The 14,595-nt window shown below is 67.6% G+C and carries 16 protein-coding genes, 1 pseudogene and 1 riboswitch; of the genes and pseudogenes, 6 read left to right on the top strand and 11 right to left on the bottom strand.

Annotated features, from left to right (window positions below):
- The first annotated feature begins 13 nt into the window (after positions 1 to 13).
- Positions 14 to 397, top strand: coding sequence for a DUF2177 family protein (locus tag BJQ90_RS04865; RefSeq protein ID WP_226759177.1), 384 nt, complete (start codon positions 14 to 16; stop codon positions 395 to 397).
- 69 nt (positions 398 to 466) lie between these two features.
- Here BJQ90_RS04865 and BJQ90_RS04860 read toward each other — a convergent pair whose 3' ends face one another.
- The gene (locus BJQ90_RS04860) at positions 467 to 1,270 is read right to left on the bottom strand and encodes a thioesterase family protein (RefSeq protein ID WP_226759176.1); all 804 of its coding nucleotides are present in this window, start codon (positions 1,268 to 1,270) and stop codon (positions 467 to 469) included.
- A gap of 72 nt (positions 1,271 to 1,342) precedes the next feature.
- Complete coding sequence (locus BJQ90_RS04855) at positions 1,343 to 1,627, bottom strand: DUF427 domain-containing protein (protein ID WP_226759175.1); 285 nt, start codon at positions 1,625 to 1,627, stop codon at positions 1,343 to 1,345.
- A 201-nt stretch (positions 1,628 to 1,828) separates the two neighbouring features.
- Here BJQ90_RS04855 and BJQ90_RS04850 point away from each other — a divergent pair, with 201 nt between their 5' ends.
- The gene (locus tag BJQ90_RS04850) at positions 1,829 to 2,539 is read left to right on the top strand and encodes an endonuclease/exonuclease/phosphatase family protein (protein ID WP_226759212.1); all 711 of its coding nucleotides are present in this window, start codon (positions 1,829 to 1,831) and stop codon (positions 2,537 to 2,539) included.
- Positions 2,540 to 2,592: 53 nt separating this feature from the next.
- A complete protein-coding gene (locus BJQ90_RS04845) occupies positions 2,593 to 4,245 on the top strand; it encodes a SulP family inorganic anion transporter (RefSeq protein WP_226759174.1) in 1,653 nt (550 codons plus the stop codon).
- Between the two features lie 18 nt (positions 4,246 to 4,263).
- On the opposite strand, the gene BJQ90_RS04840 is transcribed toward BJQ90_RS04845, so the two are convergent.
- From BJQ90_RS04840 to BJQ90_RS04830, 3 genes and pseudogenes are all read right to left on the bottom strand, one after another.
- The gene (locus BJQ90_RS04840) at positions 4,264 to 6,009 is read right to left on the bottom strand and encodes a DUF5671 domain-containing protein (protein WP_226759173.1); all 1,746 of its coding nucleotides are present in this window, start codon (positions 6,007 to 6,009) and stop codon (positions 4,264 to 4,266) included.
- A complete protein-coding gene (locus BJQ90_RS04835; protein ID WP_226759172.1) occupies positions 6,009 to 6,551 on the bottom strand; it encodes a hypothetical protein in 543 nt (180 codons plus the stop codon). The genes BJQ90_RS04840 and BJQ90_RS04835 overlap by 1 nt, the downstream gene beginning before the upstream one ends.
- A 42-nt stretch (positions 6,552 to 6,593) precedes the next feature.
- A pseudogene (locus BJQ90_RS04830) lies at positions 6,594 to 7,015 on the bottom strand (DedA family protein).
- Between the two features lie 163 nt (positions 7,016 to 7,178).
- On the opposite strand from BJQ90_RS04830, the gene BJQ90_RS04825 reads away from it, so the two are divergent.
- Entirely contained in the window at positions 7,179 to 8,636 is a 1,458-nt protein-coding gene (locus BJQ90_RS04825; RefSeq protein ID WP_226759171.1) for a DUF5129 domain-containing protein, read from the top strand.
- Positions 8,637 to 8,641: 5 nt separating this feature from the next.
- On the opposite strand, the gene BJQ90_RS04820 is transcribed toward BJQ90_RS04825, so the two are convergent.
- From BJQ90_RS04820 to BJQ90_RS04805, 4 genes are all read right to left on the bottom strand, one after another.
- Positions 8,642 to 8,833, bottom strand: coding sequence for a DUF1918 domain-containing protein (locus BJQ90_RS04820; RefSeq protein ID WP_226759170.1), 192 nt, complete (start codon positions 8,831 to 8,833; stop codon positions 8,642 to 8,644).
- A 59-nt stretch (positions 8,834 to 8,892) separates the two neighbouring features.
- Positions 8,893 to 9,849: a serine hydrolase gene (locus BJQ90_RS04815; protein ID WP_226759169.1), complete on the bottom strand. Its 957-nt coding sequence runs from the start codon at positions 9,847 to 9,849 to the stop codon at positions 8,893 to 8,895.
- Positions 9,850 to 10,110: 261 nt separating this feature from the next.
- Positions 10,111 to 11,304 (bottom strand): type II toxin-antitoxin system HipA family toxin, encoded by a 1,194-nt coding sequence (locus tag BJQ90_RS04810; RefSeq protein WP_226759168.1) that lies wholly within the window; start codon positions 11,302 to 11,304, stop codon positions 10,111 to 10,113.
- Positions 11,304 to 11,501: a helix-turn-helix transcriptional regulator gene (locus tag BJQ90_RS04805; RefSeq protein ID WP_226759167.1), complete on the bottom strand. Its 198-nt coding sequence runs from the start codon at positions 11,499 to 11,501 to the stop codon at positions 11,304 to 11,306. Before BJQ90_RS04805 ends, BJQ90_RS04810 begins: the two co-directional genes overlap by 1 nt.
- A gap of 265 nt (positions 11,502 to 11,766) precedes the next feature.
- Between BJQ90_RS04805 and BJQ90_RS04800 the strand changes: the two genes are divergently transcribed.
- Complete coding sequence (locus BJQ90_RS04800; RefSeq protein WP_226759166.1) at positions 11,767 to 12,354, top strand: dihydrofolate reductase family protein; 588 nt, start codon at positions 11,767 to 11,769, stop codon at positions 12,352 to 12,354.
- Between the two features lie 57 nt (positions 12,355 to 12,411).
- On the opposite strand, the gene BJQ90_RS04795 is transcribed toward BJQ90_RS04800, so the two are convergent.
- Entirely contained in the window at positions 12,412 to 13,140 is a 729-nt protein-coding gene (locus tag BJQ90_RS04795; RefSeq protein WP_413463639.1) for an NlpC/P60 family protein, read from the bottom strand.
- A gap of 4 nt (positions 13,141 to 13,144) precedes the next feature.
- Positions 13,145 to 13,346, bottom strand: a riboswitch (cyclic di-AMP (ydaO/yuaA leader).
- Positions 13,347 to 13,529: 183 nt separating this feature from the next.
- Here BJQ90_RS04795 and BJQ90_RS04790 point away from each other — a divergent pair.
- Positions 13,530 to 13,814 carry a hypothetical protein gene (locus BJQ90_RS04790; RefSeq protein ID WP_226759165.1) on the top strand — a complete coding sequence of 95 codons (285 nt, stop codon included), beginning with the start codon at positions 13,530 to 13,532 and terminating at the stop codon, positions 13,812 to 13,814.
- A 49-nt stretch (positions 13,815 to 13,863) separates the two neighbouring features.
- Here BJQ90_RS04790 and BJQ90_RS04785 read toward each other — a convergent pair whose 3' ends face one another.
- On the bottom strand, positions 13,864 to 14,508 hold the full coding sequence (locus BJQ90_RS04785; RefSeq protein ID WP_226759164.1) for a DNA alkylation repair protein: 645 nt from the start codon (positions 14,506 to 14,508) through the stop codon (positions 13,864 to 13,866).
- Positions 14,509 to 14,595: the final 87 nt, after the last annotated feature.

The following is a 14,595-nucleotide window of genomic DNA, read 5'->3' as shown; positions in this document are numbered from 1 at the left end:
GTTATGCTCCCTTATGGTCATCTTGCAGTTCCTCGTCGTAGCCGCCGCGTTCGCCGTTATCGATTCCGTCTGGCTCAAGTCGATGAGCAAGTTTTACCGGAGCCATCTGGGGCACCTCATGGCGGACAAACCCAATCTAGGGTACGCCGTCGCCTTCTACGTCCTGTACATCGCCGGGATCGTTTTCTTCGCCCTCCAGCCCGCGCTCCACGGGGGCAGTTGGCTCACGGCGCTCGGTTACGGCGCCGCGCTGGGCACCTTCGCCTACGCCACCTACGACCTCACCAACGCCGCCACGCTGAAGAACTGGCCGCTCGTCATCGTGGTGGCGGACATCGCCTGGGGCGCGGTGCTGACCGGCCTGGCCACCGTGGTGGGCTGGCTTGTCTTCCATTAGCCCCTCGCCCACCAGCGGCCCGACTTCCACCGGCCCCGCCGGCGGTTCCGCCGCCGGACCTGCCGGCCCCTAGGACTTCCGGAGCGTCAGGATCTGTTCGGCCCGGCCGAACGGGCCGTTGAGGTCGTGCAGCACGGTCGAGGTCAGGCCGATCCCGTCCGTGCCGAAGGAGACCTCGTTGTCCAGCCCAAGCCACTCCCCCGCGGGCTTCCGGTACATGTGGATCTGGAGGTCCAGGTTGGGGAAGGAGTAGCTGCCTTTGCCCGGCGGGACGCGGGCGGCGATCCCGTTGGCGGTGTCCACCAGACCGACCAGCCTGGCCAGGTCGCTACTGTCGTCCCGGTCCGTCAGCGGGTGTTCGGTGTGCAGCCAGACCGTGCCCGAACCGGCCCGGTGCCCGTCGGCAATCTTCATTGTCAGTGACGCGATGTAACCGCCCGGCCACACACTCGCGGCGTCGTACGGTTCGCACTGCTCCGGCGCGGGAATCACCGGATCCTCAAAGGCCGCGATGGCCGAGGTATCGGAGGTGATCATCCGCCACGCCGTGGCGCGGAGCGCGGTGCGGCCGCCGGCGGTCAGCTCGGCCTGCACCAGTTCGATCGTCCGGCCGGCGCGCAGGGTGGTGGTGACGACCTCGAACTCTCCGCCGGGAATCAGGCCAAGGATCTCATAGCTCAGGCGCGCCATCCGCATGTCGTCGCGCGGCTCGTGCCGGGCCAGGCAGTCGGCCATGATGCCGGAGGCGGGGGCCATATGCTGCTCGTGCACATTCCAGGCTCCCTGGGCGTGGATGGTGGAGCGGAAACGCCCGTTGCCCAGCACCTCGTAGTAGTAATCGCCTTCGGCAAGCACCGGTAGTACAGCAGTCAAGGTTTGCCCTTTCGCGTGGCTGGTGATTCCAGAACACACTATCGCTTCCCCGGAGCCCTAAGGTGCCTGCGTTCAGGCTTCCACGCGGACTCCGCGCCAGAAGGCCAGGTGGTCCGTGATGTGCCCGGCGTCGGACTTCGGCTCGGCGTAGAACCAGGCCGCATCCTGGTTCCGCTGGCCGTCGACCACGAGACTGTAATAGCCGGCCCGGCCTTTCCAGGGGCAGACACTGCTGTGGCTGCTGTCCTCCAGGTACTCGGCGTTGACCGAGGAGCGGGGGAAGTAATGGTTTCCCTCCACCATGACCGTGTTGTCGCTCTCCGCGATGACCGCGCCGTTCCACATTGCCTTTGCCATGGTGGTGTCTCCTGCTCGTTGCCGGGAAGTGCATACAAAAGGGCGGCCGCAGCCGCGCGTTACTGGATCAACGTCCGGGCCAGCCCAATGATTCCGCTCTTCCGGGGCGGGCGCGCGGTCTCAGTTCCCACCGGCTTCGCCAGACTGGGTAGACTCGGAATGAGACTTTCCGCGACTACCCACCGAAGAGGTGCTCCCCTGATTCGAGTCATCAGCTACAACCTGCGTAAGCACCATGCCAGCGGTGAGCTGGTTGATCTGGTCCGCGATTTTGACATTGATGCCTTGTGCCTCCAGGAGTGCGACACCAACGACATCCCGGACACCATTGGCGATCTGCACCTGGCCAATTCCACCAAGGGCAACCGGCTGGGCCTGGCGATCTACTACCGCAAGGACCGCTTCACGGCGTACGAAACGAAGACCTTTGCGCTGAAGAAATCCCTGCATGACCGCGTCCTGTCCCCCGCCCACGAGCGGCTCATTGGCACCCGGGTGATCGACAATGAGACGGACCACGACCTGGTCATCGCCTCCTTCCACGCGGCCCCCCTCACGGCGTCAAATTCATTGCGCCGGAACCAGATCCACGCCGCGCACGCGGAACTGCTGAGCATGGGCGGCGGCCTCATGTCACTGATGGTCGGTGACTTCAACTATCCGTTCTTCACCAAGTACCTCACCGAAGAGATGAAGGGCGCAGGCTACGACCTGACGCTCAGCGACCGCCGGACCTATACGCGGTACAAGGTCTTCAAAGGCCACTTCGACTTCGCCACCTCTCAGGGCCTCAACATCGAGAGTGTCGAAACCCTCCCGCGTGGCGCCTCCGACCACCTCCCCATCCTCATTTCGGCGGAGTACGGTCAGGACGCTCCGGCGGCCGGCGGTTCCGCGTCCCCTGCTGCGTAGCGAGGGCCACCGTGCGCGGAACGTGGGGACTAAAAGTCCCGCCGGGTCTGCGCATGGTGCGGGACTACCAACGTCCCTGGCTTAAATCTGATCTGACCGCCGGCGCGGCCCTCAGCGCGTTCCTCATTCCGGCCGGCATGGCCTACGCCGAAGCCGCAGGGCTGCCGGCCGTTACGGGCCTCTACGCCTCGGTCATCCCCCTGCTCGCCTACGCCGTCTTCGGGCCCTCCCGGGTCCTGATCATCGGCCCGGACTCCAGCCTGGCACCGATGATTGCCGCCGCCATCCTGCCCCTTGCCGGCAAGGATCCGGACCATGCGGTGGCCCTCGCCGGCGTCCTGGCGCTGCTGATCGGCGGACTGCTCCTGGCCGGCAGGGTCTTCAAACTGGGTTTCGTCACCGGGCTGCTGTCCAAACCCATCCGTGTCGGCTACCTCAACGGCATCGCCGTCGCCATCATGCTCAGCCAGCTGCCCAAACTGCTCGGCATTCCGGCAGCCGGCGGCTCACTCGTCGACAGCGCGACCGCCACCGCACGGGCTGTGGCCCAGGGGGCCACCAATCCCCTCGCCTTGCTGTTCGGCGCGGGCACCATCGCCGTCATCGTCATCTGCCGTTTCCTGCCGTGGAAACTTCCCGGCGTGCTGATCGCCGTCGTGGCAGCCACGGCGCTGACCGCCGCCCTGGACCTGACGACGGCGCTTCCCACCGTGGGCGCCTTGCCCCGCGGCCTGCCGGTGCCCGCCCTCGGCGGAGTCAGCCTCGACGATGTCCTCGCCCTGCTCGGCCCGGCGGCCGGCATCGCCCTGATTGCCTTCGCGGATACCTCCGTGCTCTCCAAGAGCCTCGCCGCCCGGAGAGGTGGGCAGGTGGACGGGAACCAGGAAATGGGGGCCCTTGGGGTTGCGAACGTGGCCAGCGGACTCTTCAGCGGATTTCCGATTTCCGGCAGTACCTCGCGCACGCCTATCGCCCTCGAGGCCGGCGCCAAGAGCCCGCTGGGCGGAGTCGTTGCCGCCGTCCTCGTGGTGGCCTTTATGCTGATCGCGCCCGGGGTGACGACCTTCCTGCCGTCCAGTGTGCTGGCCGGTGTCGTGATTGTTGCCGCGACGTCGATCCTTGACCTGAAGACGCTTCTCCGGCTGCTCAGGATGAGCCGGATCGAGGCCGCTTTGCTGGTGGCCACCTTCCTGGGCGTCGCGTTTGTCGGCGTGCTTGAAGGCATTGTGGTCGCCATCGGCCTGTCCCTGATCGCCTTCGTGAGCCGCGCCCTGGACCCCTACCGCACCGAACTGGGCAGTGTGGGGGACGTCCCCGGCTACCACGACCTGAGCCGGCACCCCGAGGGCCAGCGCGTCCCGGGACTCGTGATCGCCCGTTTCGACGCGCCGCTGTTCTTCGCCAACGGCGCCGTCTTCACCGAACACATCAGGAACCTCGTGGCCAGCGCCCCTGAACCGGTGCGGTGGGTGATCGTGGCATCGGAGGCCATCACCGGCCTGGACACCACCGCGCTGGACGATCTCGTGGCGCTCGACGACGAGTTGGCGAAACGCGGAATCAGCCTCGTCTTCGCCGAAATGAAAGGCCCCATCAAGGACCGCCTGATCCGGTTTGGGGTCAGCAGCCGCTTTGGCCCGGATCATTTCTTCCCCACGGTCACCAACGCGGTACGGAACTACAAGGGCACCTTCGACCTCGAGTAGGGGCGGACGCCGGGCTCCTTAGCCCAGCAGCGGAATCACATCGATCCTGCCGTCCGGGCTGACCGTCACGAGCACCCGCGCTCCGGTCACACCCTCGAGCTCCGCCGCCAGCCGGCCGGCCAGCTGTCCGGTGTCGTCACCGGGGCCAGGGGCCAGCCCCGGCCCGGGCGCTGCCCCGGGCGCTGGCGCTGGCCCGGGGCCCGGGACGGTGACAGGAACAGGAAGAGCCCCGACGTCGGCCCGCCGCCAGACGGTCACACCGGCCCCGGTGACGTCCTCGATGACCCGGTGCAGCGGCGCCGGATCGGAGCCGGTCACCAGCACGACGTGCCCGATGGTCCGCTTCCGGGCTGGTCCCGCCGCGCCGGCGGCACGCTCGTCGCGCCACACCGCAAAGTGGTAGCCGGCCACGAGCCCGGTGGCAACGAGCAATCCGAGCGGGGCCCGGATCCTCTCCACCACGCTGCCGCCCGAGAGGTCGCCCAGGAAGAACTCGAACACCCGGTAGCCGATGACCAGGAGGGTGATGACGGCAACCACGGCGCTGAGGCCGAACACCACCACCAGGTAAACCCGCCGGGCGTTCTGCCAGCGCCCGGAATCGCCGGCAGCGCCAGGCTTCGCCGCGGGCGTCCGTCGGAGCGGCTTCCACGCAACCCACCAGACAGGACCTCCGACCAGGAGCGAGCTGATGCCGCCGAGCAGGAGCGTGCGAATCCCGGATCCCACGAACGGGGTGGCCGCCATGGCGAGGACGGCATTGACGATCACGCCGATTCCAGACGCAGCGGCGACCAGTGCGACACCGGAGGTGATCAGCCGGCTTCCCTGCCGGACGCCTTCGGAACTTCCGCGGGCCAGCCCGCGGTGGTAAGCCCAGACGAGTGAACCGATGGCGGCGGCGGCAACCGCCGTCGCCAGCGGCTCAAGCAGCTGCTCCGTCGGTTCGGTGCGGTCGAAAGCGAGCCGCAGCAGCGTGAACACCGTCACTCCGGCTCCGCCGAGTGTCAGCACCCCGGCGCCGAGGACGCCGACGAGCATCAGGCCAACGCTGGCGAGATCGGTGCGCAGCAGCCGGCCGCCGTCGTGCTTCCAGTGCCACCACCAGACCAGGGCGCCACCTACGGCCCAGACGAGGGACTGCAGCGCGGAAATCCACCAGGGCTTCCCCACGATACCGGCGGCCATAGCCCCCCGGATGGCGGCATCCAGCAGGATGGACAAGGCTGTGACGGTGCCGCTGACCCCCATCACGAGCCCGATGTAACTGCCGAGAACCGTGGGGACGTCCGTCAGATCCAGGGGCCGCTTCCGGGGATGGCGCCACATCCAGCGGTGCCAGACCCAGACGGCCGCCCACACCAGGCCCGTGGCCAGGGAGGGGCGCCACTGCAGCGACCGACCGCCGATCAGGGTGGTCAGGGTACTCAGCAGGTTGGTTGTCGCCAGGATCAGGGAGAGCACGTAAACCCCGGTCATATACAGGCCCCAGCCGACCGACGCCCGTTCCGTTTCATCACCCAGGCGCCGCCAGACAACCCACCAGAGGACCGCCGCGAGGGGTCCGCCAATCAGCGTGAAGGCCAGCGAGCGCGCCAGCCCGGCAATATCCCCCGTTGCCAGCGTGGTGCCCGCCACCAGAAGCCGTTCCAGGAGTCCGCTGAGACCGATGGCTGCGATCACCACGAGGGCGAACAGCAGCAGGTAGGTGATCAGGCGGCGGACGGTCCGCTGGGCCGAGCCCGCGGCGGATGCCGTGCTCATCACTTCACCGCCGTGTTCTGGCACACCGTGAGCTGCCACGGGGCTCTGTCGATCAGCCACTTGTCCCCCGTCTTGACCAGGTCAAAGGAGTCATCCATCTGATACTCGGCGCTGCCAAACGGGCCGCCGCCCTCGGAGACGGTCATCAGCACCCTGACGTCCGCGGACTCCGGTCGCTCGGTCGTTGAGACGAGCGTGACGCGGAGGCTGTCCGCTCCCGCCTGTGGCATGCCGGAGCTGCAGCGGGTCTTGGCTGCATCCGTCAGGTAGGCGGCCGCGGCACTCTCGTCTCCGGCAATCACGGCGGCGGAATAGCGCTGGACGACACCGGCCGGGGTCGCCGCGTCCAAGGGGGCCGGCTCGCCCCGGGTGAACACGACAATCAGGGCGACGATCACCAGGGCGGCGATGGCTGCGAGGATGGCGAGCAGCGTCCGGTCCGGCCGGTGCTGAGCCGCGGCCGGTTCTGCGGCCCGCGGTCCGGCCGGTCCTGTTGCCGGCTTTGGTTCGTTCGGCTCGGGTTCCTGCGACACTGGACTCATGAGGTCAGTATGTGGCAGGCAGGGCGCGCCGTCATGGTGTCTTTAGGCCCCATTCCCCGCTGACCTGCGGTTTCTCCGCCGCCGGACGCCCCGGACAATGAGCGATCCGACGACGAGGGCCAGGGTGGCATAGACGGCAAAGTTCAGAACCCGGGAGTATTCGTCGATGAGCCGGTACTGCGCCCCGAGCAGGGCCCCCAATCCGATCAGCAGGCCGTTCGCTCCAGCCCCAGCCGGGCTCCGAGCCAATAGAGCAGCAGCTCGCCCAGATAGGCACCCAAGGTGCTGGTGAGCAGCACAAGGGCCATCGTCATGGTCCCCTGCTGTGTGAGGAATCCGGCCAGGGGAAGGATGACCTCGCTGGGAAGAGGCGGGAAGAGCGTCTCCGCCAGGGTGAACAGCCCCACACCCCACTCGCCGAGCGCGTCGACGCCCCGCGCGGCGAAACCGACCAGGCCGCCCATACCGTCGAGCGGGGTGGCGGATGTCACGGCTGCCGGAGCCGTACAGGATCCTCGGACACTGTTGCTCCCTTCCCCGCCGGTGGTGGCCAGCCTAGCCGAAAACAGCCTGCCCGGGCGGCGCGGGTCCGTCGACGCTGCCCCCGGCAGGCATTACGCTCGGGAAATGAGATTCGTGCGGAAAATCCTAGGCCTCCTCCTGCTGGTGGCCATCGGGCTGGTGGGCTCGGGGCCGGCGGCAGTTGCCGTCACGCCGGTCGACGTCGTCGTGGCGGACCGGGCCGGGGTGCTGGACCAGAACAAGCTCCTGCCGGCCGTGCGGGCGATGGACTTCTACCAGCCCACCAAGGTGGCCGTTTACACCTACAACGGCTCGGCCTCGGACAACCTCAACGAGGAGGTCCTGCGCTTCGCCCGGGCCGAACATCCGGAGTGGATCAGCGAGGACGGGCAAAAGTGGGCGAACGGGCTCTTCATCTTCGCCCTGGACCCCGTGGGCCGACATGTCGGGACGTATATGGGTGAAGACCGGAAAGTCTCGCTGCAACAACGCGAGGAAATCCAGAACGCATCCAAGGACCTCCTTCGCGATGCGCAGTGGACGGATGGCACCATCGCCGGAATCCAGCGCGGCGCCGAACTGATTAACCAGCCGTGGTACCGGTCCACTGCCTTCCTCGTCACGGCATGGACCACGGTGGCGGCCGCCGTCGCAGGCGCCGGGGCGTGGCTGATCGTGCGCTGGCGGACCCGGGTCAGCAGCCGCAAGGAACTCGCCCGCGGCGACGCCAGCTACTCCAACGTCAGCCTGGACCTCCAGGTCACTGAGCTCAATGCCAGCACCATCCCGGATGCCTCCCGCTACGGAAGCACTGTGCTGGAGAAGCACCGGAGCTTCCTGGCGAAGTACAACACCGCGACCGGCCTCTCCAACCAGGTCCATGCACTTTCCGCCCGGAACCTCAGCAGGCGCCCGAACCTGAAGCTGGTCAGGAGCTACGCGGACGCCGCCGCCGAGCTTGATGCCCTCGACGACGTCATCGCGGACACCAACGCCCTGCTCAACCGGGGCTCCGCGTGGGCGCCTGCCTGGGACCGGCAGCTGGCCCCGTTCCGCGCCGACCTGGCCGCGATCGAGCAGATGCTCAGCAAGCGCAACGCCCAGGGCGATTCGGCGACCGCGGCGGCACTGCGCTCTTTCCGTGACCAGAGCCATCGGGACCTCGAACGGTGGACCGCGGAACTCTCGGACGGCACGATCACGCCGGAGACCGCCCTTGACCGGCTGCGCGACGCCCGCACCCACCTGTCCGAGCTGCTCAAGAACCACGCCGATACGGTCATCGACGGATACGCCAAGAACGAGAAGGAAGCCTCGCTGATGCGCCAGGAAATGGAGAGCGCGCAGGCCGGAAGCAAGTCCAAGTACGGGCGCACCTACGAGCCCAGCATTCTGGGCACGGTCTACCCCGCCTACTACTTCTTCTCCGTGCCCACCTTCAATTCCGGCTTCAACACCGGCGTCAGCAGTGTCAGCAGTGCCCGCGGCGGAGGCGGCAGCAGCACCGGCTACGGCGCCAGCGGCGGCAGCTTCTCCGGCTCGGGCAGTTCATCGAGCTTCTAGCGGGATCAGGCGGTCTTGCTGTGTTCGACGACGAAATCGCCGCCGGGGAACAGTATGGTCTCGTGGCCGTCGTCGAACCTGACGTGATACGGCGGGGCGCCGTCTGCCCCCTTGACCTCCAGGATTTCCCCGTGTCGGTCAGATGACTCGACCGTGGTGCCACGGATGATGATGCGGTCTCCCTGGGCTGCTTTCATGGCATTCACCTCCATGCCTCAGCGTACGGTTCCGTGTCCGTTTGGGGAACAGATGCCTGTCAGAAGAGCCCGGCGGTGACCTTGCCGGTGAGCTCGTGGAAGACGTTCCTCCGGGCGGCCCCCTCCGGGCCGTCCCAGCCCAGGGTGTAGACCACAAAAACGAAGGCCCGCTCGCCCTGGACCAGGATGCTGGCATCGTGGAGGTAGCCGTTGAGCAGCCCGTACTTGTGGAAGACGCTGACCCCCGCTGGTACCGCGGCCGGGATGAGCCTTTCGTAGTTGGTTTTCTGCATGTAGGACAGCAGCTGGGCGGTGTTCGCGGGGTTGAGCAGCCGGCCGCTGTACAGCTCAGCCAGTATCTTCGCCATCTCAGCGGGAGTCAGGCTGTTCACTGTCCGGTCATAGGGGATGCCGAGCGAGGCGGCATAGTCGGTCAGGCCGTTGTAACCAACGGCGTTCAAAATCAACGCCCACGACTCGTTGTTGCTTTGCTGGACCATCTGCCGGATCTGTTGGCCTGCAGTGGATGCCCCCATCCTGGCTGCCAGCGAGGCCTTGCCGGTTTCCACAAGATGGTAGTAGGCGGCAGCGGCGAGGATCTTTCCGGTACTGGCCGCCACAAACTTGGTCTTCACCCCGTACTCATGCACCGCCCCGTCACGCACGTCGATCAGGGCGACACCCACCCGGTACCCGCTGTTGGCGGTGAGGACCGCATTGATTTCGGCGTCGAGTGCGGGTCCGATAGCCGGCGCCGGAGGAGCCAGGACGGGTGCCGGGGTGGGCGCCGGGGCGCTGGGTAGTGCCGACGGCGTTGCTGCGGCGGCTGCCAGCGGGCCGGCTGCTCCTGCGTCCGCTGATGCATAGGGGGACGCCGACGCGGACGCCGGCGTTGCCGGCGGAGCAGCAGCATCGACCGGAACCCGGGCCTGGATGGCGGCGTAGACGGTCGCCGTCGAGACCAGGCCCAGGACGGCGACCAGCACGATCAGGAACTGCGGGCGGATCCCGCCCATGAGTCCCAGCAGGCGCCAACCAGCGCCCCGGGTTGACTTACGAGTATGTCGGCCGCTGCTGTAATGCCGGCCGGGCCCCCAGGAATCCATCAGGTCTCATCGCCCGGGCATCGACGGAGGCGCAGTATCGGTTGATGTCGCAGTCAGGTTCGCAGGCATGCTTGTCCTTCTCAGCTGAGGAACCGCGGTGCGGCTTCAAATCCGGCCATTCTGCCCCGGACACGGTCCCAGCGCAAGGGGCCGCGCCCGCTGGAGCGTGGCTCAGCCCGCCAACTCCCGCCGCCGGAAGCGGAGTTCCTGCTGCGCCCCGTGCAGCGGGGAACCCGAGAAGGGCAGGTCCTCAAGCCGGACCGCGGCGGCCGCGGCGAGCGCCGTCCGGTTTGCCGCGGCGGCGGCCCGCTGCGGAAGACCCAGTGAACCGGCAAACTCCGCCCAGTGCCTGGCCTTAAGGTGACGCGTCTTGCCGGAGACCGGCAGCGCCAGGGTTTCGTCCCCGTACAGCAGGGTGCACGGGACATCGAACACGGGGGCCATCACGAACCCCCGCGGGCTGCCCAGCACCGCAAGGTTCTTGGCGTGCAGGTCTCCGTTGCCGGTCAGCCAGGCAAAGACGAACTGCAGGTACAGGTTGCGGCCGGCAAGCAAGGGGGCAGTGCACGTGGCCGCCAGCGCCGCGGCCACGTCCTCGGAGCTCACACCGTACTTGGAAGCGGGAGGCAGGCCCAGAACCTGGGTCCCGTCCTCCAGCGGCAGCCGGACCCATGTCCCGGCAGGGCCTTTGACCCGGTCGAACCGTTCCACCAGCAGCCCACGCAGGCCGTTCCGGTCTTGGATGACAGAACACTTGGCCACCGGAATCTTCAGCGCCTTTGCAGCGTGCAGGTGAACCGCCTCGTTCTCCACGAGGTGGGGATGCTCCGGCGGGTCCAGTTTGAGCAGGTAGCGGTGGCCCCTCACTGCCAGTGGGGTGGTCAGCATCGAGGCACTGGCCTTGCGCTGGACTCCCGGGAGCCCGTGGAGATCCACGGTGTTGACCAGGACGGAGAAGTCCAGCGTCTCGGGCCTCGAGGTATCGGCAAGGGTGGGCGGTTCCACCGGGAGCTCGCCGGCCGGGACCACCTGGACGTCGCCGGGGACATCGGCGCCCACGGCCAGCAGCAGGGTCAGTTCATCGTCAAAACTGGTCTTGGTCGCATTCTTCAGAACCGTGAGCCGGTGACCCTCCGGAAGCAGCCCGGCGAAGAACGCCGGAAGCGCACCCCCTGGAGTCTCCACGGCAGCCCCGGACAGTGGGAGGGACACCGCCACGGCCGGGCCGCCGCCGGCAAGGTAGTCCATGGTGTAGCTGAACCGGACCCCGCCGAAGCCGGTCCTGCTGAGGTGCCCGGCCAGAGTGCCGCCTTTGCAGACGTCCGCAGCACGAACGAACTTCAGGTCCTGCAGTTCAGCCGGCATCAGCGCGCTGTCAGCCGCAGGCCCAGGACGCCGCTTACGGCCGCCACGGCCTGAAGCGAGGGGTTGCCGGTCCCGGTCTCGATCGCCCGCACGGTGCGCACCGAAACCCCGGCGAGGTGGGCAAGGTCCTCCTGCGTGATCCCGGCATCCTTGCGGGCGCTCCGGATGCTGGCCCCAATGGACCCCATATCACCCATCTATCGCCTCCATAATGGTCGGCTCCATAGTGATCGGCTCCAGTCGGCAGGATGCTGCCGGTTGAGGCATCCAGTACTCCCATCGTGCCGCGATTCCACAGTTTCGGCAAGATGCTGCCGGTCTCGCTTAGTGCGCTACTTTGGCGCCGCTGGGAGGTGCGTTCCGGCAAGATGCTGCCGCCCGAGGTCGGGCCTTCCTTCCCCTGCCACAGCCGTGGTGCGCGGCGTACGCTGGAACCCCGGCAGCCCAGCGAAGGAGCCCCGCGTGCGCAAGATCATCGTGATGATGCAGGTGTCCCTGGACGGATATATGGAGGGCCCCGGGCGGGACTTGGGCTGGCACCGGGTCGACGAGGAACTGCACAGGCACTTCAACGACGAGCTCCGCGCCATGGGCGGCTTCCTGGACGGCCGTGTCACCTATGAGCTGATGGCCGGATACTGGCCGACGGCGGACCGGGACTCGTCGGCCCCCGCGCCGATAGCCGAGTTCGCGGGGATCTGGCGGGACATGCCGAAGATCGTCTACTCCAGGACCCTGGCGAAGGCGGGCTGGAACACCGAGGTGGTGCGCGACGTCGTTGCCGAGGACGTTGCCAGGCTCAAGGAGCAGCCCGGCGGTGACCTTGCGCTGGGCGGGGCCGATCTCGCGGCGGCTTTCCGGCGGCTCGGGCTGATTGATGAGTACCGGATCTATGTGCATCCGGTCCTTGTGGGCCGGGGCAAGCCCCTGTTCCAGGAGGCGGAGGCGCTGACGCCGCTCCGGCTGTTGGAGAGCCGGGCCTTCGGCAACGGCGTGGTGCTGCTGCGGTACGCGGTGGAGCCGGACACCGGGCGCGCAGAAGGCCGGTGATCCGATGCCCCCAAGGCAACCGATCGACCGGCCTGCTGTGCGCTGTTGGCGGTGCTGCTAGCCGGCGCGGACGAACGTCACGGGTCCGGTGGCGGTGAGCCAGGACAGCGGGTGCGCCATGGTGGCGTTGACCCCGTTCATGCCGCCGCTGATGGCCTGGCCGTTGCCGGCGTAGATGGCGACGTGGCCGGACTGAACGATGATGTCGCCGGGCTGGGGGTCAGCGACTACCTTGCCGTACTTCAGGAAGGCCTGCGGTCCGATGTCCCCGACCGGGATGCCGGCAGCATTCAGGGCTTTCTCCACCATGGCGGTGCAGTCCTGCGTGATGCCGATCTGGCCGTACGCCATGGACAGCAGGGTGGCGTTGACTCCGCCGGCTGCCGGGGCAGCGGCGGGGGCGGGCGCGGCCTGGACCTTCACGGTCGCCTTGGCGGCGGCAGGGGCTGCCGGGGCCGGTGCGGCGGGGACCGTCGGAGCGGCTACGGGCTTGGGCGCCTCGACCACGGGAGCCGGGGCAGTCTCAACGGCCGGGCGCTCGAAAGTGATCTGGACGGCGGAATCTGCCATGACCGGCGCGGAGACCAGGCCCTGGACGTCAACGGACGACGCCGGCGCGGAGTCACGTTCGGCCGGTGCGTCGGCTGCATTGGCGGCCATGGCGCCGCTGAGCACCATTCCGGATGCGGCGACGAGGACTGCGGCCTGGCGGCCGATGGTGCCAGCGGTACGGCGTTTGCTGCGAAGGTCGGCGCGTTTGGGCGCACGGGTATTACTGAAAGTCATTAAAGGAGCCTCTCCCAATGCCTGCGAGGTGAGCTGTCGGATTCGGATGGGAGGCACCCGGCCGCACGCTGGCCCGATCATGACGGGGCCGTGCGGCTTCACCCCAAGACCCCTGGAGAACAGCGGGTCAAAAGTGGTTTCCCCGTCTCTGCCGGACGTTGCTGCGAGTTATCCCCACGCCGCGGCAGAGTTAGGCAATCGGCAGGGGAGAGCCTGTCTCGGAAACAACAGGCACCTAACAACGGTAACGGAATGATTACGACAAGTCACATTGGGATAACGCCGGGTGGGTTTCGCGGGGCACAGCGCCCCTGCCGGACGGGGGCTGATTTATCGGCCCCGGGCATAGGATGATGCCATCACCGTTCCCCCGAAGCGGAGGCCCGACCATGAACAGCCCCGAAGGCACCAGGCACTGTGTCGCAATTTGTCAGCTGAGCAATCAGCCGCAGGAGGACTTCAACGTCAACACCGAACTGCTGGTGCTGGAAACCGGGGAGGTTCACGTGTCCACGTGGGACGCCGAGCCCCGCGACGGTGGCTTCGACGTGCACGTCCTGAACGACCGGGTGGACGCCCTCGGCTTTATGGTGATCACCGATTGGGAGTTCTTCGACGAAAAGGCCTACGCCGTCGTGGAGCGGCGGGTGCCGCACCAGGAGAATACCCGCTGATCAGGGGGCTGCCGCACCAGGAGAATGCCCGCTGATCAGGGCCGCCCGGTCAGAATTCCAGCTCCGGCCGGCGCCTGGCCATCTCGGCAAGCACGAGCGTGACCGCGTCGGCGGCAACCGCGGCACCGCCGTCCTCCGTCAGGTTCGGCTCAGCCAGCACCGAGCGGGCGTGGCGCACGAACCGGGACCAATCCCCCGCGCCGGCGCGAAGCCCGCACAGCGGCGACAGCAGGGCTGCGCGGCGCAGCCAGCCATCGGGATCCCGAACCCAACGGTCCAGGACGCTGTCAGCGCGGACCCTGCCGACGACGTCGAGTCCTGCGATCAGGGGGCCGACGACGTCGATGGCGAGCGGATCGACCAGCGCGCCCATCCGCGCGCTCCGCACGAAGCCTTCGATCCGGGTCAGGTCCGTGTTGGTCAGCAGACCGACCCTGGATTGGAGGAGGACGACCGCGGCGAGGCGGCGTTCGAAGACGGGCACCTCCCACAACTCGGAGCTAAGGGCAGCGATCTCATCGTGCGTCAGTCCAGGATGGCGGCGGAGGGCATCGCGGACCGTTCCGCGCACGGCGCCGACGGATGCCCCGTAGAAACGCTGATCGCTCCCGTGCCTCGCCTCGGCTTCCTCGGCGCGGCTCCAAGACGACTCACGTTGGAGTGCCACGTCTATGAATTCACCGGCTTCGCTCATTGGGCTATTCTTTCGCATGTTCCGCGGCCGCTTTTAATGTCGCAGGTGCCCGATAGTCTGATTCCATGGACGGCAAGCAGGGGCCCG

The sequence above is a fragment of the Arthrobacter sp. SO3 genome, from assembly GCF_020532825.1.
Classification (GTDB): Bacteria; Actinomycetota; Actinomycetes; order Actinomycetales; family Micrococcaceae; genus Arthrobacter.
Note: the sequence above shows the minus strand (reverse complement) of the source record. Positions and strands in the feature narration are given on the sequence as shown.

Bases quoted from the DNA above. Each gene is read 5' to 3' on its own strand.
- BJQ90_RS04865 (WP_226759177.1), top strand. From the start codon at position 14: ATGGTCATCTTGCAGTTCCTCGTCGTAGCCGCCGCGTTCGCCGTTATC.
- BJQ90_RS04855 (WP_226759175.1), bottom strand. From the start codon at position 1,627: ATGGCAAAGGCAATGTGGAACGGCGCGGTCATCGCGGAGAGCGACAAC.
- BJQ90_RS04845 (WP_226759174.1), top strand. From the start codon at position 2,593: ATGGTGCGGGACTACCAACGTCCCTGGCTTAAATCTGATCTGACCGCC.
- BJQ90_RS04840 (WP_226759173.1), bottom strand. From the start codon at position 6,009: ATGAGCACGGCATCCGCCGCGGGCTCGGCCCAGCGGACCGTCCGCCGC.
- BJQ90_RS04835 (WP_226759172.1), bottom strand. From the start codon at position 6,551: ATGAGTCCAGTGTCGCAGGAACCCGAGCCGAACGAACCAAAGCCGGCA.
- BJQ90_RS04825 (WP_226759171.1), top strand. From the start codon at position 7,179: ATGAGATTCGTGCGGAAAATCCTAGGCCTCCTCCTGCTGGTGGCCATC.
- BJQ90_RS04820 (WP_226759170.1), bottom strand. From the start codon at position 8,833: ATGAAAGCAGCCCAGGGAGACCGCATCATCATCCGTGGCACCACGGTC.
- BJQ90_RS04815 (WP_226759169.1), bottom strand. From the start codon at position 9,849: ATGGGCGGGATCCGCCCGCAGTTCCTGATCGTGCTGGTCGCCGTCCTG.
- BJQ90_RS04810 (WP_226759168.1), bottom strand. From the start codon at position 11,304: ATGCCGGCTGAACTGCAGGACCTGAAGTTCGTTCGTGCTGCGGACGTC.
- BJQ90_RS04805 (WP_226759167.1), bottom strand. From the start codon at position 11,501: ATGGGTGATATGGGGTCCATTGGGGCCAGCATCCGGAGCGCCCGCAAG.
- BJQ90_RS04795 (WP_413463639.1), bottom strand. From the start codon at position 13,140: ATGACTTTCAGTAATACCCGTGCGCCCAAACGCGCCGACCTTCGCAGC.
- BJQ90_RS04790 (WP_226759165.1), top strand. From the start codon at position 13,530: ATGAACAGCCCCGAAGGCACCAGGCACTGTGTCGCAATTTGTCAGCTG.
- BJQ90_RS04785 (WP_226759164.1), bottom strand. From the start codon at position 14,508: ATGAGCGAAGCCGGTGAATTCATAGACGTGGCACTCCAACGTGAGTCG.